The 23,809-nt window shown below is 42.4% G+C and carries 20 protein-coding genes, 1 tRNA gene and 1 pseudogene; 8 read left to right on the forward strand and 14 right to left on the reverse strand.

Annotated features, from left to right (window positions below):
• Positions 1-45: 45 nt before the first annotated feature.
• The 8 genes from pnp to TAO_RS06625 form a co-directional block, all read right to left on the reverse strand.
• Positions 46-2,142 (reverse strand): polyribonucleotide nucleotidyltransferase, encoded by a 2,097-nt coding sequence (gene pnp / locus TAO_RS06590; protein WP_096527167.1) that lies wholly within the window; start codon positions 2,140-2,142, stop codon positions 46-48.
• A gap of 149 nt (positions 2,143-2,291) precedes the next feature.
• Positions 2,292-2,561: a 30S ribosomal protein S15 gene (rpsO, locus tag TAO_RS06595; RefSeq protein WP_096527168.1), complete on the reverse strand. Its 270-nt coding sequence runs from the start codon at positions 2,559-2,561 to the stop codon at positions 2,292-2,294.
• A 90-nt stretch (positions 2,562-2,651) separates the two neighbouring features.
• Complete coding sequence (gene truB, locus TAO_RS06600; RefSeq protein ID WP_096527169.1) at positions 2,652-3,566, reverse strand: tRNA pseudouridine(55) synthase TruB; 915 nt, start codon at positions 3,564-3,566, stop codon at positions 2,652-2,654.
• Positions 3,567-3,594: 28 nt separating this feature from the next.
• On the reverse strand, positions 3,595-3,960 hold the full coding sequence (gene rbfA / locus TAO_RS06605; protein ID WP_096527170.1) for a 30S ribosome-binding factor RbfA: 366 nt from the start codon (positions 3,958-3,960) through the stop codon (positions 3,595-3,597).
• Between the two features lie 12 nt (positions 3,961-3,972).
• On the reverse strand, positions 3,973-6,471 hold the full coding sequence (infB, locus tag TAO_RS06610; protein WP_096527171.1) for a translation initiation factor IF-2: 2,499 nt from the start codon (positions 6,469-6,471) through the stop codon (positions 3,973-3,975).
• On the reverse strand, positions 6,468-7,988 hold the full coding sequence (gene nusA, locus TAO_RS06615; protein WP_096527172.1) for a transcription termination factor NusA: 1,521 nt from the start codon (positions 7,986-7,988) through the stop codon (positions 6,468-6,470). Before nusA ends, infB begins: the two co-directional genes overlap by 4 nt.
• Before the next feature lie 44 nt (positions 7,989-8,032).
• Entirely contained in the window at positions 8,033-8,488 is a 456-nt protein-coding gene (gene rimP, locus TAO_RS06620; protein ID WP_096527173.1) for a ribosome maturation factor RimP, read from the reverse strand.
• A 142-nt stretch (positions 8,489-8,630) separates the two neighbouring features.
• Positions 8,631-8,707, reverse strand: a tRNA-Met gene (locus TAO_RS06625).
• Positions 8,708-8,851: 144 nt separating this feature from the next.
• Here TAO_RS06625 and TAO_RS06630 point away from each other — a divergent pair.
• The 4 genes and pseudogenes from TAO_RS06630 to dapE all read left to right on the forward strand — a co-directional run bounded on the left by TAO_RS06630 (position 8,852) and on the right by dapE (position 12,910).
• On the forward strand, positions 8,852-9,736 hold the full coding sequence (locus tag TAO_RS06630) for an ATP-binding protein (protein WP_096527174.1): 885 nt from the start codon (positions 8,852-8,854) through the stop codon (positions 9,734-9,736).
• Positions 9,737-9,761: 25 nt separating this feature from the next.
• Positions 9,762-10,850 (forward strand): annotated as a pseudogene (locus TAO_RS06635) (aminotransferase class I/II-fold pyridoxal phosphate-dependent enzyme).
• Between the two features lie 20 nt (positions 10,851-10,870).
• Positions 10,871-11,692 (forward strand): 2,3,4,5-tetrahydropyridine-2,6-dicarboxylate N-succinyltransferase, encoded by an 822-nt coding sequence (dapD, locus tag TAO_RS06640; protein WP_096527175.1) that lies wholly within the window; start codon positions 10,871-10,873, stop codon positions 11,690-11,692.
• An 87-nt stretch (positions 11,693-11,779) separates the two neighbouring features.
• Positions 11,780-12,910: a succinyl-diaminopimelate desuccinylase gene (gene dapE, locus TAO_RS06645; protein WP_096527176.1), complete on the forward strand. Its 1,131-nt coding sequence runs from the start codon at positions 11,780-11,782 to the stop codon at positions 12,908-12,910.
• 18 nt (positions 12,911-12,928) lie between these two features.
• Here dapE and TAO_RS06650 read toward each other — a convergent pair whose 3' ends face one another.
• The 3 genes from TAO_RS06650 to TAO_RS06660 form a co-directional block, all read right to left on the reverse strand.
• Positions 12,929-13,972 (reverse strand): chorismate transformation enzyme, FkbO/Hyg5 family, encoded by a 1,044-nt coding sequence (locus TAO_RS06650; protein ID WP_231910614.1) that lies wholly within the window; start codon positions 13,970-13,972, stop codon positions 12,929-12,931.
• Positions 13,973-14,000: 28 nt separating this feature from the next.
• Entirely contained in the window at positions 14,001-15,176 is a 1,176-nt protein-coding gene (locus TAO_RS06655; RefSeq protein ID WP_096527177.1) for a pyridoxal-phosphate-dependent aminotransferase family protein, read from the reverse strand.
• Positions 15,177-15,319: 143 nt separating this feature from the next.
• On the reverse strand, positions 15,320-16,417 hold the full coding sequence (locus TAO_RS06660) for a kinase (RefSeq protein ID WP_096527178.1): 1,098 nt from the start codon (positions 16,415-16,417) through the stop codon (positions 15,320-15,322).
• Between the two features lie 55 nt (positions 16,418-16,472).
• On the opposite strand from TAO_RS06660, the gene TAO_RS06665 reads away from it, so the two are divergent.
• Positions 16,473-17,960 (forward strand): FAD-linked oxidase C-terminal domain-containing protein, encoded by a 1,488-nt coding sequence (locus tag TAO_RS06665; RefSeq protein ID WP_096527179.1) that lies wholly within the window; start codon positions 16,473-16,475, stop codon positions 17,958-17,960.
• A gap of 5 nt (positions 17,961-17,965) precedes the next feature.
• On the opposite strand, the gene TAO_RS06670 is transcribed toward TAO_RS06665, so the two are convergent.
• The 3 genes from TAO_RS06670 to TAO_RS06680 all read right to left on the reverse strand — a co-directional run bounded on the left by TAO_RS06670 (position 17,966) and on the right by TAO_RS06680 (position 19,508).
• Positions 17,966-18,871 carry a 5'-nucleotidase gene (locus tag TAO_RS06670; RefSeq protein WP_096527180.1) on the reverse strand — a complete coding sequence of 302 codons (906 nt, stop codon included), beginning with the start codon at positions 18,869-18,871 and terminating at the stop codon, positions 17,966-17,968.
• Between the two features lie 75 nt (positions 18,872-18,946).
• Positions 18,947-19,261, reverse strand: coding sequence for a hypothetical protein (locus TAO_RS06675; protein ID WP_096527181.1), 315 nt, complete (start codon positions 19,259-19,261; stop codon positions 18,947-18,949).
• A complete protein-coding gene (locus TAO_RS06680) occupies positions 19,251-19,508 on the reverse strand; it encodes a hypothetical protein (RefSeq protein ID WP_096527182.1) in 258 nt (85 codons plus the stop codon). The genes TAO_RS06675 and TAO_RS06680 overlap by 11 nt, the downstream gene beginning before the upstream one ends.
• A gap of 389 nt (positions 19,509-19,897) precedes the next feature.
• On the opposite strand from TAO_RS06680, the gene TAO_RS06685 reads away from it, so the two are divergent.
• The 3 genes from TAO_RS06685 to TAO_RS06695 are packed head-to-tail and all read left to right on the forward strand — an operon-like array spanning position 19,898 to position 23,776.
• Positions 19,898-20,989 carry a phytoene/squalene synthase family protein gene (locus TAO_RS06685; protein ID WP_096527183.1) on the forward strand — a complete coding sequence of 364 codons (1,092 nt, stop codon included), beginning with the start codon at positions 19,898-19,900 and terminating at the stop codon, positions 20,987-20,989.
• A gap of 16 nt (positions 20,990-21,005) precedes the next feature.
• On the forward strand, positions 21,006-23,015 hold the full coding sequence (shc, locus tag TAO_RS06690) for a squalene--hopene cyclase (RefSeq protein WP_231910615.1): 2,010 nt from the start codon (positions 21,006-21,008) through the stop codon (positions 23,013-23,015).
• Positions 23,015-23,776 (forward strand): phosphorylase family protein, encoded by a 762-nt coding sequence (locus TAO_RS06695; protein ID WP_096527184.1) that lies wholly within the window; start codon positions 23,015-23,017, stop codon positions 23,774-23,776. Before shc ends, TAO_RS06695 begins: the two co-directional genes overlap by 1 nt.
• Positions 23,777-23,809: the final 33 nt, after the last annotated feature.

Here is a 23,809-nt window from a genome sequence, read left to right on the forward strand (position 1 = left end):
TTAGTGAGATCTTTTCTCTATATTAAATTGAGGCTTAAATGTTATCTATTTATTCTCAGCAGTAAATATTGCCTTCATACTTAAACGAACTCGACCTTGTTTATCTATTTCTAGAACTTTAACACGGATAATATCCCCCTCCGATAGCTTATCACTAACGTTATTTACCCGTTCATCCGAGATCTGTGAGATATGAAGTAAACCATCTTTACCGGGTAAAATCGTAACGAAGGCGCCAAAATCCATTAACCGAGATATTCGTCCTTCATAAATTTTACCAACCTCCACATCAGAAACAATTTCCTCTACTCGACGTTTAGCCTCTTGTCCATCCGCCTTATCAGAAGAAAATATTTTCACGGTTCCATCGTCATTGATATCAATGGTAGTACCTGTTTCCTCTGTAAGCGCCCGGATAGTAGATCCTCCTTTGCCAATCACGTCCCTGATCTTTTCTGGATTTATTTTAAAAACAATCATACGAGGTGCATATTCAGACATCTCTTGGCGTGGTACAGAAATAATCTCGTTCATTTTTTGAAGGATATGAAGACGTCCTTCCCGTGCCTGAGACAAAGCAGTACGCATGATCTCTTCAGTAATACCATCAATTTTAATATCCATCTGTAAAGCAGTAACACCTTTCTCTGTACCTGCTACTTTAAAGTCCATATCACCTAGGTGATCTTCGTCACCAAGAATATCAGTTAAGACAGCAAACTGATCTTCCTCTTTAATGAGACCCATGGCAATACCCGCAACAGGAGATCTGACTGGAACCCCTGCATCCATTAAAGAAAGGCTAGTACCGCATACAGTTGCCATAGAACTAGAGCCGTTAGATTCCATAATCTCCGAAACTACCCTTATCACATAAGGAAAATCCTCCTCATTGGGCACTACAGCATTTAGACTACGTTTAGCTAAACGGCCATGACCAATCTCTCGTCGCTTAGGAGAACTTACAAACCCTACCTCACCTACACAGTAAGGGGGAAAATTATAATGTAACATAAAGCGCTCCCGGTGCTCCCCTTCGATAGAGTCTACCACTTGAGCATCACGTTCAGTACCCAAAGTAGTCACTACTAGAGCTTGAGTTTCACCTCGGGTAAATAAAGCTGAACCATGGGCTCGTGGTAACAAACCGGTTATAATACTAATAGGCCGAACAGTCTTAGTATCACGGCCATCTATACGCGCTTTACCCGCTAAAATTTGTTCCCGTACGAGGGATTTTTCTAGAGCATGAATAGCCTCTAGCACCTGAGCTTTATTCCATCGAGGATTTTCTTCTGAGACTAAATGCTCAATAATAGAGTTTCGTACTTCCACTAAACGGGCTTGACGTTCTGGCTTTGATCGTAATTGATAAGCGATTTTTAGAGAATCCTCCCCCGTGCTTTGAACAGCAAATTTCAAATCTTTCTCTTCGGCTAACGCCTCCCAATCCCAAGCGATTTTTCTAGTCTCTGCGGCTAATTGTTGAATTAATTTAATCACTCCTTGCATTTCTTGGTGACCAAATACCACAGCGCCAAGCATTATTTCCTCAGGCAACTCTCGGGCTTCAGATTCTACCATTAAAACTGCTTTTTCTGTTCCAGCTACTACTAAGTCAAGGGCTGATTTCTCCATTTGATCCAGTGTTGGGTTGAGTACATATCGACCATCAATATAACCAACCCTAGCAGCTGCAATTAGGGTATTAAAAGGAATTCCTGAAATAGCTAGAGCAGCAGATGCCCCAATAATAGACGGGATATCTGGATCGTTCTCTCCATCGGAAGAAATAACAGTTACAATTACCTGAACCTCATTGGTAAAACCTTTTGGGAATAAAGGTCGTAATGGGCGATCAATTAGTCGCGAAGTTAATGTCTCCTTCTCAGTAGGTCTCCCTTCACGTTTAAAAAATCCTCCTGGAATTTTACCAGCAGCATAGGCTCTTTCTTGATAATTGACTGTCAGCGGGAAAAAATCGCGACTCTCAACTGTCTCCTTCACCCCTACTACTGTCACCAGCACGGCGGTTTCACCGTAATGAACGACAACAGCTCCATCAGCTTGTCGAGCCATATGACCGGTTTCAATAACTAAGGGACGATCACCGTATTCAGCTACCTTTCTAACTGGAGTCACATTCTATTTCCTTATTATATATGGCTAGAGGAGCAGCTTATAGATACCATAACTATAAACTACTTACTGTATGCGCTTGACCTCGTCTATAGAGCACCTGCTTAACTACGGCAGCAATATTCCACTTTAATTTAATAACATAGGGGTTATTAGCGGCGCAACCCCAATGCGCTAATTAAATTACGATAACGATCCAAATCTTTTTTCTTTAAATAATCTAGTAATTTACGGCGCTTGCTGACAGCTCGTAATAACCCCTGTCGTGAGTGATGATCATGTATATGTTGTTTAAAATGATCAGATAACTGACCAATACGCTCTGATAGTAAGGCAACTTGTACTTCAGTTGACCCTGTATCGTTGACAGAGTGCTGGTAGTCCCTAATAACTTGTGCTTTTTTTTCATGGCTCAAGGGCATATCTCTTTATTCCTCATCTCAGATCACATCTAGTATGTCTTTTATTTTATATCATCGGTTAAATCAGCAATTTTACTAATATCAACTATCCTAGGTAAAGATCAACCGGCGTGGGGCAATACGACCATCTTCTGTTACTTGTCCTATTCCAAAGAATCCCTTGTCGCGTTCTATTAAACGAACCCAGCCTTTATCAGGAGTTTGTGAAACCCGTACTGGTCGCCCTTGTCGAAGATAGTGAGCCAGATCAGCAATTAAATCTATTGCAGGCCAGTCTCCCAAGGCTCGTTCTAAAGGTAAAAGCAATGTGTTAAGCTGCTCAATACCAGCTTTAGCTAGCTCTTTTAATCGTTTTAGTGATACCATTTCAGATGAATCAAAACATCCAGACTGAGTACGCCGCAGTGCTGTCACATGAGCACCACATCCAAGCGCCCAGCCTATATCTTCTACTAAAACCCGAATATATGTTCCTTTAGAGCAAAATACCTCAAATTCTAGCTTATCATTCATCAGATCAATAAATTTAATATTATAAATAATTACCTGACGAGGCTCCCGTTCTATTTCAATACCTTGACGGGCAAGCTCATAAAGTCGCCGCCCTTGGTATTTAAGCGCTGAATACATTGGAGGTATCTGTTTCTGTGAGCCAGAAAAACTAGCTAAGGTTTTTACTATTTCATCCGCTTTTAACGCTTTAATCGCGCTAACTTTAACTACCTCACCACTCACATCTCCAGTTGTAGTGGTTATACCTAAGCGACAGGTTACCTGATAACGTTTATCAGCCTCTAAAAGGAACCCTGAAATTTTAGTAGCTTCCCCAAAACAAATTGGTAATAATCCAGTAGCTATAGGATCTAAGCTACCTGTGTGGCCTGCTTTGCAAGCTTGGTAAATTTGCTTAACTTGCTGCAAAGCACTATTAGAGCTAATCCCTGCTGGTTTATCTAGTAAAATTACCCCATGAATGTTTTGGCCTTTAGGCTGGCATTGTTTCATATTAGCGTTTACTCACGCTCACTAACGTTTATTTTAACACCTGAATCTTTTTTATAGCTTCATCAATAAGAGCGCTTAAATATCTGCCACGTTCAATAGAATGATCATAAACAAACTGTAAATAGGGAGTAACTCGCAGGCTGACTCGCTGACTTAAACTACGCTGAAGAAATCCTGACGCTCTATTTAAAATCTTTAATTGCTCTTGGCTATCTACCTCCCCGTGGAAGAAGGTAACGTAGACCTTTGCTTGCCTAAGATCTGGTGCTACATCTACATGAGAAACTGTGATTAACCTTATTCGAGGATCTTTAAGATCCTCTTGAATCAGCTGCGCTAGTTCTCGCTGTAGCAATTCACCAATACGACGAGTACGAGAAAACTCTTGACTCATAATATATTTATTTTATAAAACAATTTCTATTTTTACTCTCTCATAGACTTCAATCTGATCTCCTACCTTAATATCCTTATAGTCCTTAACGCCAATACCACACTCGGTTCCCGATCGTACCTCTTGAACATCTTCCTTAAAACGACGTAAAGACTCTAACTGCCCTTCAAATATCACTATATTATCACGCAGCACCCGAATAGGGCTGTTACGACGTATAGTACCTTCAATGACTAAACAACCCGCAATAGCACCAAATTTAGGCGAACGGAATATATCATCCACACGAGCTAACCCAATAATGTTCTCCCGATATTCAGGATCTAACATACCTGTTAAAGCCCGTTTAACCTCATCAATAGCATCGTAAATTACACCATAATAATGTAAATCAATTCCTTTTTCAGTAATAGAACGGCGGGCTGTTGCGTCAGCACGAACATTAAAACCAATAATAATAGCATTAGAGGCTACCGCTAAATTAACGTCAGTCTCATTAATTCCACCTACCCCAGAAGCTACAACCTTAACCTTAGCTTTATTAGTAGAGATTTTTGCTAACGCATCAGAGAGAGCCTCAGCAGATCCCTGCACATCTGTCTTAATTATAAGATTAAGTACTCTAACTTCACCTTCTCCCATCTCACTAAACATATTCTCTAGTTTAGCTGATTGTTGTCGTACTAATTTAGCTTCACGCTCTTTAGCCTGGCGAAATTCAGCAATTTCTCGTGCTTTACGTTCATCCGATATTACTATTGCCTCATCACCAGCATTTGGTGCCCCAGATAATCCTATAATCTCCACTGGTGTTGAAGGCCCTGCTTCCACTATCTCATAGCCAGATTCAGTAAGCATAGCTCGAACTCGACCCGTCTCTATCCCGCTAAGAAGGATATCACCCTTACGTAAGGTACCGCTTTGCACTAATACGGTAGCTACCGGCCCTCGCCCTTTATCTAGCCGAGATTCAATTACTACTCCACGAGCGGAACCTTCAGGAGAAGCTCTAAGCTCCATTATCTCAGCTTGAAGTAAGATAGCTTCAATTAAGCTATCAATTCCCTCTCCAGTCTTAGCTGAGACACTTACAAACTGAGTATCACCTCCCCATTCCTCCGTGATAACCTCATGATTAGCTAACTCTTGCTTAACTCGATCCGGATCAGCATTAGGCCGATCAATTTTATTAATTGCCACCACTATTGGAGCCCCTGCTGCTCGAGCGTGCTGGATAGCTTCTATAGTTTGTGGCATTACTCCATCATCTGCCGCAACAACCAACACAACAATATCTGTAACTTTAGCCCCTCGAGCGCGCATCGCAGTAAACGCCTCGTGACCTGGAGTATCAATAAAAGTAGTTTCGCCTCTCCCTGATCGTACCTTATAGGCACCAATATGCTGAGTAATGCCACCAGCTTCACCAGCAGCAACCTTAGCTCTTCGAATATAATCAAGAAGTGAAGTCTTACCATGATCTACATGACCCATAACAGTCACCACAGCAGCACGTGAAATTTCTTTCCCTTCTTTTTGCTCAGATTGGGCTAATTCAAGTTCAAGTAGATTTTCCTGTAAACGCTTAGGTTTATGTCCCATCTCCTCTACAATAATTATCGCCGTATCTTGATCCAAGGACTGGTTAATTGTGGCCATAATACCTAAATTCATCAGCGTCTTAATTACCTCAGCTGCCTTTACAGACATTTTCTGAGCTAACTCAGCTGCAGTCGTTGTTCTAGGCACAGATACCTCCCGCACAATAGGGGCTATAGGTCTCTCAAAACCATGCTTAGGTATTAGCATTGGTTTTTTAGGCCGTAATTTCTTGCGCTTACTAGAAGGTTTACCTGGAGCTATATGTAGCTCTTTACGGCTAGATTTAGATTCTTGCTGTTCTTTATCATTAAACTCCCAATCCCCAACAGCGTGGCGGGGTTTACCTTTTCGTCCAATAAATCTATCCGGTTTATCTTCTTCAGAACTTAGCTTAGATTTTTTCTCTTCCTCAGCTTGATGTTTAAGCCCTTCCTCAGCTTGATGTTTAAGCTCTTCCTCAACTGTTTCAGTTATAAACTGCCTCGTTTGCTCTTGTTGAGTATGAGGTTGGATCTGTTCTTGAATTACCTGCTTATCTTCTTCCTCTTGATAACCTCTTGCTTTCGATTCTTCTAAACGCTTCTGTTCCTGCTCTAATATTACGCTGCGTTTAATATAGGTGCGTTTTTTACGCACCTCAACGCTAATTACCTTAGACCGACCTCCACTTGCATTTACCTGAATTTCACTATGGCTTCGGCGCTTTAGGGTAATCTTTTTAGGCATAGCAATATCTGCATTAGCCCCAGGACTATGCCTTAGATATTGCAGCAATTGGAGCTTCTGTTCCTCTGTAATTGTCTCATCTTCACCATTGACACCAATACCCGCTTCTCGCAACTGCTCAAGCAAACGACCAACAGGAGTGCCAACCACATCAGCCAATTGTCGTACAGTTACATAACTCATTGCCGCCCCTCCATCCCTTCATCCTGCTGCTCATCTGCAAACCAGGATTCCCGTGCTGCCATAATTAAGCAGGCAGCCTGATCCCTGTTCATTCCCTCAATCTCCATTAAATCATCTACTGACTGCTCTGCTAAATCATCTTTGGTAATAATACCTACACGAGCTAGCTTATAAGCTAGCTCGTGATCAATTCCTTCTATCTCTAATAAATCCCTATTTGGATCTGTAGTATTAACAGCTCCTTCACTAGCAATTGCTCGCGTAAGTAGGACATCACGAGCCCGTTTCCGTAGCTCCTCAACAATTTGGGTATCAAACTCTTCAATAGCAAGGATTTCTTGCTCTGGCACATAAGCAATTTCTTCAATACTCGAGAAACCTTCATGTACTAAGATAGCAGCTACTTCTTCATCTACATCAAGCTGTTTCATAAACACTTCTTGACGCGCTTTAGCCTCAGCCTCACCTTTCTCCCCAGCTTCCTGCTCAGTCATCACGTTAAGATCCCAACCAGTTAATTGACTAGCTAGGCGTATGTTTTGCCCTCCACGACCAATGGCCTGAGATAGACCTCCTTCAACCACAGCAATATCCATACTGTGACTCTCTTCATCAACGACTATAGAAGCCACTTCTGCTGGAGCCATTGCATTAATTACAAAACGAGCAGGATTTTCATCCCAAAGCACAATATCTACCCGTTCCCCTGCAAGCTCATTGGATACTACCTGAACTCTAGAACCACGCATACCCACACAAGCCCCTATAGGATCAACGCGAGCCTCATTAGTTTTTACCGCAATCTTAGCTCTTAGCCCTGGATCTCGTGCAGCTCCTTTAATTTCAATACGATTCTCATTAATTTCAGGAACTTCTAATTTAAACAATTCGATCAAAAGCTCTGGAGCGGTACGACTAATTATTAACTGAGGGCCACGCCCCTCATTCTGCACTTCCTTAAGATAGCCACGTAATCGATCTCCTGGCCGAACCGCCTCACGAGGTATCATCTCTTCCCGTGAAATAATACCTTCAGTATTTCCTCCAAAGTCTAAAATAGCGTTACCACGGTCAATGCGTTTAACAACGCCTATGACCATTTCTCCAATCCGTTTTTTATAGGTTTCAACAATTTTAACCCGCTCTGCCTCTCGAACTTTCTGCACAATAACCTGCTTAGCAGCCTGAGCAGCAATACGCCCAAATGATATGGATCCTACGGGTTCCTCTATAAAAGCGCCGACCTTAATATTAGGATCCTTTTTATAAGCCTCGCTGAAATATATTTGCCGCTGAGGTGCTTCTAGTTTCGCCTCATCTTCGATGACTTCCCAAGTCCGAAAAGATTGATAATCACCCGTAGCTCGCTCAATTGCTACGCGTACTGCAATATCTTCTGGGTAGCGCTTGCGGGTTGCTATCGCTAAGGCGGCCTCTATTGCCTGAAAGATAACTTCCTTACTTACACCTTTCTCATTAGAAACAGCATCTACTACCATCAATATCTCTTTATTCATTGCTGCCCCCAAGACAGATCTACTCCAAACATCTTCCTCCAAATTCAAAATTCTGGTACTAGTCGAGCTTTTTTAATATTCTCTAATGACAATTCAATCTCTTCATTTTCCATCAAAATCACTACATAATCACCATGAATTTCTTTAAGTAAACCTTTAAATTTACAACGCCCGTTTAATGGTGTCTTTAACACAATAGAAACATCTTTCCCCGTAAAACGTCTAAAGTGCTCTCTATTAAACAGCGGTCGATCTAATCCAGGGGAAGAAACTTCTAAAATATATGCTGATGCTATTAGCTCTTCCACATTTAATAAAGCGCTAACCTGATGACTCGTTCGCTCACAATCTTCTAATGTAATCCCAGAAGGGGCATCAATATATATCCGTAAAAGTACCTTTTTACCTCGTATTAATAGATTCTCGACTCCTAATAATTCATAGCCTAAAGCAGTAACCACGGGTTCCACTAGTTTTCTAGTTTTTTCATCGCCCCACATATAGCTAAAAACAAAAAAGGGCCAGTGGCCCCAATCTTTTTATTCTCTGATTAATATAATAGAGATAGAAACACTATAGAAAAATTTATGTATTATAGATACATACATTAAATCTATATCTTGGGTTTTACTATCTTAAATTTGGTAGCGGGGGCAGGATTTGAACCTACGACCTTCGGGTTATGAGCCCGACGAGCTGCCAGACTGCTCCACCCCGCATTCGTAATTCCAACATATTTTTACATGATACTTAATATATAGAAAATTTTCAAGTAGCTACACTAAAAATGCTTTCTTAATGCAAGTATTTTTATATAAAATAATAGCACTACATACCAGAGTCTAAAATGAACCAAATTAAAAATGGAATCTCCTACCCAGCAACTCATTGAAAAAACATCCAATCTCCTTGATCGGCTGGAAGGTTTACTCGTTCCCCAAGCACCGATACCAGATTGGGAGCATTCAATTGCCTTTCGTTGGCGCCGAATACATTTACAAAATTCCGGTTATTTAGAGGCAGTATCTTATATTCACAATATCCAATTAAGCGATCTCCGTGGTATTGAATTCCAAAAACAACAGTTAGTTCAAAACACCCGCCAATTTCTCTCCGGTTTACCGGCAAATAATGCTCTTCTTTGGGGAACTAGAGGTACTGGTAAATCTTCACTTATCAAAGCCTTACTTAACGCTTTTGCTAAACAAGGCCTACGGCTTATCGAAGTAAATCGACATGAGTTGGTAAATTTACCCGATATTATAACACCTCTCACTCAGCGCCCAGAGCGTTTTATTTTATTTTGCGATGACCTCTCCTTTGAAGCCGATGACCCTAGCTATAAGGCCCTTAAAGTAGTCCTTGATGGATCGGTTAGTGCTACTCCCGAAAATATTCTCGTTTACGCTACTTCCAATCGTCGCCATCTACTACCTGAATATATGGAAGAAAACCAGCGGTCTCGGCTAGAAAAAGGAGAAATCCATCATGCTGAAGCAATAGAGGAGAAAGTAGCGCTTTCTGATCGGTTTGGACTCTGGCTGTCTTTTTACCCTTTTGATCAACAACATTATATTGAGATTGTTAACGCTTGGCTTCAGCACTATGGTATTACTGCGGAGTTAAGGAATCAGGCTACCGAAGCTGCTCTACAATGGGCTTTACTTAGAGGATCTCGCAGTGGCCGTACCGCATGGCAGTTTGCTCGTGATTTTTCTGGTCGCTATAAACTTAACAATACTTTATAAGTTTTAACAGCTTACTCCTCCCATGATAAATCCTAGATTTACTAAACTACAATCTTACCCCTTTGAGCGCCTAGCTCAACTGATCCAAGGAATTACTCCATCAGCATCAAAATCCCCTATCACCCTCTCCATTAGTGAACTAAAGCATGCCACACTTAGTTTTATTATCGAAACCGCTATTAGCCACTTACAAGAAGGTCTATCCATTTACCCTACAACACGAGATACTATAGCTCTCTGAAAAACTATTGCTAATTGGCTAATCCAGCGCTTTTATTTACAGGTAGAGACAATTGACTCCGAGCGCCATATTTTACCCATTATATGGAACACGTGAAAGGCTCTTTGCAATTGCTCATGAAAATAATTTTATACCCAATTACCACACTGTACCTACACAAGTATGGCAACGTTGCCAACTTCTCTATCTCTGCTCACCTAATAACCCTACTGGTGTAGTTCTAGATTTAAAAACACTTATGGAACTTATTGAGCTAGCGCAACGTTTTGATTTTGTTATTGCTGCAGATGAATGTTATTCTGAGATTTATTTTAACGAAGATAATCCACCACTCAGCCTACTGCAGGCCGCCATCCAAGCTGGTTTAAATGATTTTCGCCACTGCTTAGTATTTCATAGCCTATCTAAACGATCTAATGTACCTAGATTACGCTCAGGTTTTGTAGCAGGGGATAGTCATATTATCCAGCAGTTCCTGTGCTATCGCACCTATCATGACTGTGCCATGTCACCACTAGTACAAACCACTAGTATTGCAGCTTGGGGTGATGAACAACATGTCATAGAAAATTGCCAAATTTACCAAGAAAATTTGCTGCCGTGTTAGATATCCTAGCACCTGTAATACCTATCTCTTTGCCTGAAGCAGGCTTTTATCTCTGGCTAGAAACACCCATCTCTAGCACTGATTTTACTCGTAAGCTATATCAGCATGAAAATATATTAGTATTACCGGGCTGCTTTTTTGCCTGGGAGATTAATGGCATTAATTTAGGAGATCGGCGGGTACGTTTAGCGCTCGTAGCTCCAATGGATGAATGTATTGAAGCAGCACGGCGAATTAAAAATTTCATGCTTACTTTTTGCAAATAAAAATTATTAAGGAATTACTTATGAATAGTACCCAAGCAATTATTGAAGAGGCTTTTGAACGTCGAGCTGAGATCAATCCGCGTAAAGCAGAAGCTTTAGTCAAGGACGCTATAGAGGAGGTAATCCAACAGCTAGATACCGGTCAAATTCGAGTTGCAGAGAAAAAAAATGGTCAATGGGAAGTCAACGAGTGGCTGAAAAAAGCAGTTCTTCTCTCGTTTCGTCTCTCGGATAATACTTTTATCAAAGGTGGCTTTACAAATTACTTTGACAAAGTTCCTTCAAAATATGCAGATTATAGTTCCCGAGATTTCCGCAAAGATAGTGTTCGTGTTGTACCGCCTGCCGCTGTACGTAAAGGTGCTTTTATTGCCCCTAGCGTCGTTCTGATGCCCTCTTACGTGAATATTGGCGCTTATATTGATCAAGGAACCATGGTAGATACTTGGGCAACAGTAGGATCTTGTGCTCAGATTGGAAAAAATGTACATCTCTCTGGAGGTGTTGGTATTGGGGGTGTACTGGAACCTCTCCAAGCTAAGCCTACCATTATCGAAGATAACTGCTTTATTGGTGCTCGATCAGAAGTTGTAGAGGGAGTCATTGTAGAAACGGGATCAGTACTTTCAATGGGAGTATTCATTGGCCAAAGTACTAAGATCTACAATCGAGAAACAGGGGAAATTAACTACGGCCGTGTTCCTGCAGGATCAGTGGTTGTACCAGGCAATCTACCCTCTCAGGACGGGAAATACAGTCTTTATTGCGCAGTTATTGTCAAACAAGTTGATGAGAAAACCCGTAGTAAAGTAGAGATTAATGATCTGCTTCGGGATATTTAGGTATTTAACGCTCATAAAACTTAATTAAAACCCATTAATACTATCTTTACTTTATTTCTTTACGTAATCCACTAATTACCCATCCATATGTCTGCTACCCTAGATCTCACTAAAAAACTCATTGGCTGCGCTTCTGTAACCCCTAATGATGCGGGCTGCCAAACCATTTTAGCTCAACGTCTAATGGCTATAGGTTTTCAGGCTGAACCTATGCCTTTTGGTGAGGTGGAGAATATCTGGCTACGACGCGGCCAAAAAGCGCCATTATTTGTTTTTGCAGGCCATACTGATGTTGTACCTTCTGGGCCGCAAAATAAATGGCTGACTGATCCTTTTATCCCAAAAATTCATGATGGAATGCTCTATGGTCGTGGGGCTGCGGATATGAAAGGAGGTCTTGCGGCTATGATAACTGCCAGCGAGCAATTTATTACTACCCATCCAGATCATCTAGGATCTATCGCTTTCCTGATTACTAGCGATGAGGAAGGTCCAGCAATCGATGGAACTGCTAGGGTGGTGGAAATCTTAGAAGCCCGGGGTGAAAAAATCGACTATTGCTTAATAGGAGAGCCTACGAGCTATCTACAAGTAGGAGATAGGGTTAAAAATGGACGACGAGGATCTCTCAATGGCCGACTAACCATACAGGGAATACAAGGCCATATAGCTTACCCACAACTTGCTGATAATCCAATACATCATTTCGCGCCAGCCTTGGTGGCGCTATGTGCAACTGAATGGGATCAAGGAAACAAGGATTTTCCTCCAACAAGTTTCCAAATTTCAAATATTCATTCAGGGACAGGGGCTGCTAACGTCATTCCGGGGGAGTTAGAGGTATTATTTAATTTTCGCTACTCTACTGAGGTCACTTATCAGCAGCTCCAAGAGCGAACTGCTGAAATATTATCCCAATACGATCTTAAATATAAAATTGACTGGGCTTTATCTGGTAAACCATTTCAAACCAAGGAAGGTAAACTGATAATTGCAGTATCCCAAGCTATAAAAGATATTACTGGACTTAAAACAGATCTCTCTACAACCGGAGGTACTTCAGATGGAAGATTTATCGCCCCCACAGGCGCTCAGGTCATAGAACTTGGGCTGGTTAACGCCACTATTCACAAAATAGACGAACATATTGCTATAGCCGATCTTGATAAATTATCGCAAATTTACCATCGTATACTGGAAATCTTGCTGGCTCATTAAAAGATTTGAAATAAGATACTATTTATTTACTATTAGCGACTCTATATAAAATGCTTCGATTTCTAGCAGCAAATCATGTCTACAGATATCCCCTTGAAGAAATAATGCAGGCACACTATCGCCAAGGCGATCCTGTAAACGATGGGCAACGGATACCCAATCCACTCCCTGCCGTAAATATACCTTTAATGGACCAAGATCATTCAAGGTTTTAATTTTTAACCCATGCAACCGCTGCGCATTCTCTACTAACGCCTGTAGGTTATTAAGTGTCTCATCTAATTGAGCTATAGGATCGCCCACATGTTGAGTTTCATGTCCAACAATACTCGCTGTTCCAGAAACATAGAGATGAACCTCATTGCTCCATTGTTTTAAGGTAGCACGGGAAAAAGAAGGGCTGCGAGGCGCATAACGAAATGGATAATGAAAGGCGCTAACTTGCCGTGGGTTTTCCACTCGAATTCCTGGCTCAGTAGCCGCCAAAAAATAAATCAGCATGCGCGAGGCTTCAGTGCCTATTGCGGTCGCTGCTACCAAGTAACGCTCAAAATTTGGAGTTGTTTCAAGAACTTGATAGCGACCTAGGCAAAAAGCACGGTAGCGCTCCAATCCCCCCTCCTCTCGATGAATATCAGGCAGGTAATTCCATATCCGCAAAAGATAAGGATAGCCTAAGCGTTCCTGGCAGCTAAGAATTGATTGGTAAGCATCATAAGCCGCCTGCTCTAGCCCAGAGAATTCATTTTCCTCAAACTGCAAGTAACCAAACAATATTGAATCCGTTCGGCTATAGTAAATGCCTCCCTTGCTATCATACCCTATCTCCGGTATGGAGGGGGCTCGCCAGACTTCCACGTTACCCCCCTCATTTAACTCTGGTAATTCAACAGTGATTATTCGAGGATCATATATTTCTGTCTTCTGGCGACCAAAGTAAATAAGCCCTAAAAGACACCTCTCCTTTAGAATATCCGGGATATGGGCTATATTTTCATAGCTGATCTGGAACGGAGATTCATGGGCGCTTAAAGTTTGCAGCGGATGATTATTGCTCCCCACCGGCAATCTCCTCCTAGAGAAGGTATTTCTAAGCTGCCTCAGCAGCTACTCTAGTTGCAACTCCAAGCTCAATATTAGCACCTAATTCCTTAAGCACTGTTTCCAGTGCACTTAGAAAGATCAAAACATTACGTAGATTAGAGCCATAACCCATGATCCCAATCCGCCAAATTTTCCCTGCCATTTCTCCTAACCCTGCACCAATTTCTAATCCATATTTCTGTAGCAACTGCGTACGCACTACAGCATCATTAATACCCTCAGGAATAATAATAGCATTGAGCTGAGGAAGACGGCTTTCTTTCTTGACCGCAAACGCTAATCCCATTGCTTCAATCCCAGCCCGTAGTGCTTGATGGTTACGTTGATGCCGTGCCCATGACTCCTCTATTCCTTCTTCTTGTAAAATAACCAAAGCCTCATGTAATCCATAAAGGGCATTAATAGGCGCCGTATGATGATAAGCCCGTTTACCTGCTCCTCCCCAATAACTCTTAACCAATCCTAGATCAAGAAACCAACTTTGTGCTTTAGTCTTTCGAGCTTGAATACGCGCCACAGCCCGTTCATTGAAACTCACTGGGGATAACCCTGGTGTACAGGAAAGACATTTCTGGCTACCTGAATAAACCGCATCAACACCCCATTCATCAATTTTCACTGGACTACCCCCCAAGGAAGTCACGGTATCTACAATGGTCAGACAGCCATAACGATGAGCTAGTTCTACTAAAGTTTTTGCATCAGATTGAGCGCCAGTAGAGGTCTCTGCATGGACAAAGGCAACTACTTTGGTATCCGGGTGAGATTTAAGCGCCTCTTCAAGCTTATTAGGATCTACCGGATCTCCCCAAGAATCCTGAACCATAATGGGAATAGCACCGCAGCGCTCAGCGTTCTCCTTCATACGCCCGCCAAATACGCCATTTTGGCAGACAATCACCTTATCACCCGGCTCCAGTAAGTTTACAAAGCAGGTTTCCATTCCAGCGCTACCCGGTGCGGAAACAGCAAAAGTCAGATCATTTCGAGTTTGAAACGCATACTGCAACAAAATCTTCATTTCATCCATCATTGTAATGAAAGACGGATCTAAGTGGCCAATAGTGGGACGAGACAAAGCCTCAAGAATCCGGGGATTCACATCAGAGGGCCCTGGTCCCAATAAAATACGAACAGGTGGATGAAAGGAAGTAATAGGCATTGGATTCTCCTCTAATCTGATAATAATTGCTAAAAATTAAATAATTGCACTCTAATAAAAATGCTTTACCATAATACTCATACTGGATAGGTTAATTTACCATGGATTGAGCTGTCCTATGAAAACAAATCCCCAACGCTCTGTTAAGATAATATTCTTTTCCGAGCCTTAAGAAACTGCCGATCTGCATTAATCTTTAGAACCAAATCAGCACGCACCGACATCTCATCCAGCATATATTCTGTCAGCCGCTGAAAATGCATGATAAATCGCTTCAGTTCATCCGTATCCATTATTCGTCGTGCAGAATTTGCCCCACCCTCTTTCAAAAGCCTACGAGCAAGCTGCTGCTCCTGCTCCAGCCGCTGGGCATAAGCCACCTTAAATTCTGGTATCTCAAGTAAAAGAAGCTTATCTAATAGGCTGAATAACTGAGCATATTGCCTTCCCAAAGCTCGATTTACATAATATCGCCATACTCCATCTGGATCCTCTTCTGCTTCTAATCTATTGATCGATCTTGCTAGCTGATGATCAGGTTCAGGTCGAGCACCCACGCACCATCCTTCAAATAAAACAATATCTGGTCGCCCCTGAAAAATAAGCTCTTTTTCCTCGGGTAACTGATCATCTAACGCTTTATCAAAAATGGGTAGCCTAATTGAAGAATTTGGGCGCGCTGCTTTTAGTGATTTAAAAATGCTAATAGCAAGCACTACATTATGAGTACCCGGAACCCCTCTGGTAATCAATAACGGATGAACTTCAGCTGCTAACCGTTGGCGCTCAGATCGAGTAAGATAAAAATTATCAATCGATACGCTGACCGCCCGCTGGCTAAAACCTGTCTCAAGAATCACCTGGAGCAAAGCACAGAGCGTTGATTTTCCAGACCCTTGAGCACCATTAATACCTAATATAAATACATCTTTCAAAACTCGCTTTCGTTCTTCAACTACCCATTCAGCCAATGGTAGATAAACGCGCCATATCACCTGTGGGTCTATGGTTATCCCTAGCTGTTGGCATTTCGCTTCAAAAACGGGATAAACACACTGTAATTGCTGGCATTTTTGCTCCAACTTATGGTAGATATTCGCATATGTACCCCAGAAATTATCAGTAGCAGCCTCTAAGCGCTCTAAAGCATATCGGATAGTGTGGTCGTTGAAATTCCTTTCTTTTCTTCCTAACTGGTGAAGGATATTAGAGATAGATGGGTATATACTTATGGCTACCATAGATAAGTTATCGATTATAGAATAAATTATTCACTACCTCATAGGAGGGTAAAATCTGTTATCTATATTAGAGCCTGCTATCCATAACATAGATAGAAAGAGGCTAATTAAAGAGTTTTGTACTTTTCTCCCAGCGGGGGCTATCTTCTCTGAAGAAGAAGATTTACGACCCTATGAGTGCGATGGACTTTCCGCCTACCGAACTCTTCCATGGCTAGTAGTACTACCAGAAACCATAGCCCAAATCCAGAAGATCTTGCAAATTTGCCATCGCTGGAATATTCCCGTAGTACCTCGGGGGGCTGGTACTGGGCTTTCTGGCGGCGCTCTACCTTTAAGTAATGGTGTGCTGTTAAGCTTAGCTAAATTTAATCATATTCTTGCCATTGATCCTCACAACCGTACCGCCAAAGTACAACCGGGCGTACGTAACCTAGCTATTTCCAAAGCAGCAGCACCTTATAAACTTTATTACGCCCCCGATCCCTCCTCGCAAATCGCTTGTACTATTGGCGGTAATGTAGCCGAAAACTCCGGCGGTGTTCACTGCCTTAAATACGGGCTTACGATCCATAATGTTTTAGCGCTCAAAATACTCACCATGGCTGGGGATCAGATCTCTCTTGGTGGGACAGCTTTAGATTCCCCAGGCTATGATCTGATGGCTTTAACGATGGGATCAGAAGGATTGCTTGGGGTGATTATTGAAGTTACAGTAAAACTACTCCCTCTTCCTGAGCGCGCTCAGGTGATTTTAGCTGCCTTTAATGAGATAACTAAAGCAGGGGCTGCTATAAGCGGTATTATTAGCGCAGGGATTATCCCAGCTGGGCTAGAAATGATGGATAATTTAGCTATCCGTGCAGTTGAAGACTTTGCTCATTCTGGCTACCCGCGGGATGCCACTGCCATATTATTATGTGAATTAGATGGCAACAATGTAGAAGTTTCCTATCAAGTCCATAAAGTCAAAAAATTATTATCTCATTATGGGGCAACCGAAATTCGAATTGCTAAAGACGATCAGGAGCGGGCAGCTTTATGGAAAGGACGTAAATCCGCTTTTCCTGCTATGGGTCGAATTTCGCCTGATTATTATTGTATGGATGGCACTATTCCTCGCAAACGTTTACCTGAAGTTCTAGCGCAAATTAATAAACTGTCACAAGAATACAAATTACCGGTAGCTAACGTATTTCACGCGGGTGATGGGAATTTACACCCACTTATTCTTTACGATGCCAATCAACCCGGAGAATTAGCCCGCGCTGAACAGCTAGGGGCTAAAATCCTAGAACTTTGCCTTGCTGTTGGCGGTACGATTACCGGTGAGCATGGGGTGGGTATAGAAAAGATAAACCAAATGTGTATTCAGTTTAATGCGGATGAGTTACAGCAATTTCATGCGCTAAAAGCGGCCTTTGATCCTAAAGGGCTGCTAAATCCAGGAAAAGCGATCCCTAGCTTACACCGATGCGCTGAATTTGGAGCTATGCATGTACACCAAGGTAAGATTCCCTTCCCCGATTTGGAGAGATTTTAAATCCTTTAAGACTGGTTAGCGATCCCATGGGGCACGTGACCCGTTGCCACATGCTGGCTAGCAGAATCGCAATGCTTTTGTTGATCATCAAAAAAAATATCAGCGCCAAAAGCTTTAAGAAAATCGCCTTTATCTAATCCACCTAGAAATAAAGCCTCATCAATACGAATATTCCAAGCACGTAGCGTGCGGATCACCCGTTCATGGGCAGGGGCCCCTCGCGCTGTGACTAAGGCCGTTCGAATAGGTGATTTCTCTGGCGGGTATTCCTGCTGAATACGCTGTAGTGCTGTTAAAAAATTATGAAATGGTCCATCAGAAAGCGGCTGTCGGGCAGAAATTTTCTCACTTGTTTGGAAAGCAGCTAAGCCTTGCTCCTTAAATACGCGCTCTGCATCATCAGAAAATAAAACAGCATCACCATCAAATGCAATCCGAAGCTGCTCCGGATAGATGAACTGCTCTACTTTTGAACGAACAATCGTTGCAGCTGCCACCCCCGCCTTTAATGCCTTTTTAACATCGCCCGGATCGGCGGAAAGAAACAGATGAGCACCAAATGCAGAAACATAACGATAAGGGCTTTCTCCAGAGGTAAAAGCTGCACGAGTCACCTCAAGCCCATGATGCTGAATAGAATTAAACACACGTAATCCCGTATCTGCACTATTTCGGGAGAGTAAAATCACCTCTACTCGCGGCCGATCTAAACGGCCTTGGTTAAGTGCGAGCAATTTACGCACCAAGGGAAAAGCTACCCCAGGTTCTAAAAATACGTCCTCCCGCTCAATCTGATATTGGCAATATGAATCAATGCCCTGTTCTTCAAATACTTGATGACTCTCATCCAGATTGAATAAAGCCCTCGAAGAAATAGCAATGACTAATTTATCATCCAGCGCTGTAGGCATAGCTTTGGCCGCCTAATATAAAGATAATACAATTTTTATACTTATCAGCGAATAAATCATCTCGCACCAGTAACACTATTTTGGCTCCACATCGCTATCTGTCCAACTGTAAATTAGCGCTCGCCCCTTGGTATGATGAGATCTTCCATAAATAGGGCCGGAGAAAGTATTTAACACACCGTTTTTAACATCATAGGCAAAGAGTGAAAACCTAACGATTACACGCAGATTCACCGTTTTATACAAGGCAATTTCTGGAAATTTAAAACTTCCCGCCAAAGGAATTGGAATAGAAAAACTTGGAATACCCAATAACCGTTCTACCCTATCAATAGAAAGCGCGCCTGAGCGAACTTCTACTATAAGATCGGCTTCCTTTTTATCTAACATCAAGAGCTCTTTTTTTTAACAACTGTTCCTTGATAGCGCTAATGGCGTATTTATCATCTCTATTTTTAGGATCAGCCCTTACAAAATTGCTAGAATCAAGATAAATTTTTACCCCTAGAGGAATATTCGTCAGAGGTAAACGCTCTACAGCCTGCTCTATAGCAACAGAGGTTAATAACTGTTCAGTTGCCGTCCGTGCCGGCAAAGCTTCGCGTATAGTGATTGTACAGCTAGTCACCAGTATCATCAGAGCTAAAGTAATAACGCTAGCAGAAAAAACATATAGGCTATATAGAATAGCGAGCTTTTATTAAAGTAAAGTTTAAGGTTAAAATAAGAAATACAGTTTCAGTATACTTATAAGCTATTGCTAAACTTACACATTACTAAATATTAGTTTTTTTTAGCGAATAGAAAAGGGTAGTAAGTGGTTTTAAAAACGTTACATCGCAAAAAACGGAAAGGCTGATCTTGAAATACTTGCAGCTTAGCTATAAATCTATATCCTACAAATATTGACAAAAATTTAGTATCCCAACCTTGCGCATATCCTGATACCTAGGGTTTGAAATAAATTTTCATACACTCTACTCTTAAATTACTAACAAGAAAAATCACCTCCTTGTAAAGATCAACATGAGTTCTTATAGCGTAAGCTACGATACTCTTGACGATAAAGCTTATCAGAACCATATTCTCTTAGGCGTCTCTCGTACATTCGCACTTACCATACCGCAACTGCCCCCTAAACTAAGAGAAATAGTTGCTAACGGCTATTTACTATGCCGGATTGCTGACACTATTGAAGATGAACCTACTTTAACCCTTGAGCAAAAGAAATCCTTCTCTAACGCTTTTACCGCAGTGGTCAAAGGGCAAACCTCTGCCCAATCCTTTGCCCAATCTTTATATCCTCTCCTATCCGATCGTACCTTAGCGACTGAGCGAGAGCTGATTAAAAACACCCCCCGTATTATTCAGATTACGCACGGCTTTACTCCTCGCCAACGTACTGCTATAGAGCGTTGTGTACGTATCATGTGCGAAGGCATGCCTCAATTTCAGAATACAGCCAGTCTACGAGGGCTAGCTGATATGGAGGCTATGAATAAATATTGTTACTTTGTGGCTGGTGTAGTTGGGGAAATGCTTACCGAGTTATTTTGCGACTATTCTCCTGAAGCTAATCATCACTGTGAGGAACTACGCCGGTTAACCCTCTCCTTTGGCCAAGGTTTACAAATGACCAATATTCTCAAAGATATCTGGGACGATCGAGAAAGAAGGATCTGCTGGTTACCTCGCAGCATCTTTGAGCAAGTGAATTTTGATCTAGAAAATTTGAATCCAAATCACTATCACCCGGCTTTTGGTGATGGCCTCCAATATCTTATTGGTATCACCCATACCCATTTACGCAACGCACTCACCTATACCTTACTTATTCCTCCTAAAGATGTAGGTATCCGACGTTTTTGCCTCTGGGCTATCGGGTTTGCCATTTTAACTTTACGCAAATTACATCAAAATCTGGATTTCTCAACGAGCCAGCAGGTTAAAATCTCTCGCCGTAGTGTAAAAGCTACCATACTCCTAACAAACATTGCCGCTAGCCATAATAAAGTATTAACGCTTTTATTTAATCTTGCTGCTAGAGGCATACCGTTAATACCTTTAGATGCTACCAAAATTGACGGTAAACAATCATCGGTATTAAAAGCCCCATAATAAAAACAGGAATCTAATGGAACTAAACGCAAAAAACCCAACTGCTATGACTCGTACCCTTAAACAAACTTTAGACTCTAGCGATACTTCAAATATCACTACAACTTCTTCAGTAGCTGAGGCTTTACTCCAAGGAATAAGTCATAACGAATTAAAGGCCGCTATCACTGCCGCTAAAGATGCGCTACTTAAACTACAGCATGCAGATGGCCATTGGTGTTTTATGCTGGAATCAGATTGCACAATTCCAGCTGAATATATTATTTGGACTCATTTTACTGGCGAGCTAGAACCTGAGATTGAGCGTAAATTAGCTGCTTTTTTACGCACTAAACAAGCGACTCATGGGGGTTGGCCGCTCTACCATGGAGGGGATCTGGATATCAGTTGCTCAGTAAAAACCTATTACGCCCTTAAGCTGGCGGGCGATGATCCAGATGCCCCTCATATGATTAGGGCTAGAGAGGCCATTCTTACCCATGGAGGTGCTGCCCGCGCTAATGTATTCACTCGTTTTATGCTTGCTATGTTTGCCCAGATTCCCTGGCGAGGCGTTCCCTTCGTGCCAGTAGAAATCATGCTTCTTCCCCGTTGGTTTCCCTTTCATTTAACTAAGATCTCTTACTGGTCACGGACAGTTGTAGTTCCTTTATCCATTCTCTATAGCTTAAAAGCTCAAGCTAAAAACCCTTTAAAAGTAGATATTCAAGAGCTTTTCACTACCCCACCAGCGCAAGAACGTCATTATTTTCTGATCCGATCACGCCTTAATAAAATATTGCTGTATATAGAGCGTAGCGCCCGCTTATTTGATCCCTTGATTCCCTCTTCTCTACGACAACACGCGATCAAAAAAGCAGAATCTTGGTTTATAGCCCGTCTAAATGGCGAAGATGGCCTCGGCGGCATTTTCCCAGCCATGGTAAATGCTCACCAATCCCTTATCTTACTTGGCTATCCTCCAGATCACCCTGACCGGATACAAGCGAAGAAATCTATCCAAAACCTTGTCATCGATAATGGGGATTCAGTCACCTGCCAACCTTGCCTCTCGCCTGTTTGGGATACCGCCCTTGCTTCTCTCGCCCTCCAAGAAGCTGAAGAAGGACATACCAGTGTATCGGTAACTCAAGCTCTCGATTGGCTCAAGGATAGGCAAATACTCGATCACCCCGGAGATTGGCAGGATCAGCATCCAAATCTCAAAAGTGGGGGCTGGGCTTTTCAATACAACAATAGCTACTATCCTGATCTTGACGATACCGCAGTAGTCGCTTGGGCCATGGATCAGGCCGCAGCTCCAAATCGCTATCAAGAAACCATACAGCGGGCAAGCGATTGGTTATGTGGCATGCAATCTTGCAATGGCGGGTTTGCCGCTTTTGACTCTGATAATACCTATTATTACTTAAATGAAATTCCATTTGCAGATCATGGTGCCCTTCTAGACCCCCCCACTGCTGATGTCAGCGCCCGCTGTATCGCCCTGCTAGGACGGTTAAATCAGCCTCAGTGTGCAAAATCTCTAAACCGCGCCCTAAAATATATCCGTCAAGAACAAGAACCTAATGGCTCCTGGTTTGGGCGTTGGGGAACAAACTATATTTACGGCACTTGGTCAGTGCTTACGGCATTAGAGCAAGCCAATATCAACCCTCAAGAAGCATTTATTCGCAAAGCCGTGATCTGGTTAAAACGAATCCAAAATTTAGATGGCGGTTGGGGCGAAGATAACTATTCCTATTTCGATCCTACTTTCGCCGGTCGCTATCAAGAAAGTACGCCGGTTCACACTGCTTGGGCCTTACTTGCTTTAATTGCCGCTGGTGAAGTTCGTAGTACCGCAGTGGATAAGGGGGTTGAATACCTGTTACAAACCCAGCAAGAAAATAATCTATGGGAGCATCCTGCGTTCAATGCTCCTGGGTTTCCTCGGATATTTTATCTTAAATACCACGGCTACGATAAGTTCTTCCCCCTCTGGGCCTTAGCTAAATACCGCAACTGTATTCATCATCCGTATTAATGCCTAGTGTTAACCGTACACAACCTCAAGCTATAATTACACTCTCATCTCCAATTCGAGCCGGTATCATCGCTGCCCTACCTATGGAGGGGCGTTGTCTGACAAAGCAGTACTTACCTCCCCAGGGTGATGCCCAGCTACCAGAGTCCCTTTATTTACAACTCTCCGGCATAGGCCCAGATCATGCCTACCGAGCCGCCGAAATGCTTTTATCTGCGGGCGCTAAAGCCTTAGTGAGTTGGGGAGTAGCCGGCGGCTTAGCGCCTCAACTAGCACCGGGTACTTTGCTCTTGCCAAAACAAGTGCAGAAGATTAACGGAGAAACGTATTATCCTGATTCACAATGGCGACAACGTATTATCAACTACTTAAACTATAAATTACCTTTCTCCGGCGATACACTTTGCCATACAGAAACTGTCATCGCCTCAGTGGCAGAAAAAGAGCGCCTCTACCATCAAACCCAATGTGTAGCAGTGGATATGGAGAGCGCAGCAGTGGCCAAGGCGGCCACCGATGCCAAGGTTCCGTTTATTATTATCCGGGCCATTGCTGATCCAGCTGGGATCTCTTTACCCATCACTGCACTCAAAGCCCTTAACACTGAGGGACAGTTACAGAGATTAAGCTTGCTGATAAGCCTGCTTAAAAACCCAAAAGATATAATTGCTTTATGGCAGCTCGCTAAACATTCCCGCGCCGCATGCACCTCATTACGAACAGTAGTGACCCATGTAGGCCCTGCGCTGCTAGCCCCGTAAAGTTTAGAAACTGTTTAGATCATAAAATACCAA

The organism is Candidatus Nitrosoglobus terrae (genome assembly GCF_002356115.1).
In the GTDB taxonomy this organism is placed as follows: Bacteria; Pseudomonadota; Gammaproteobacteria; order Nitrosococcales; family Nitrosococcaceae; genus Nitrosoglobus; species Nitrosoglobus terrae.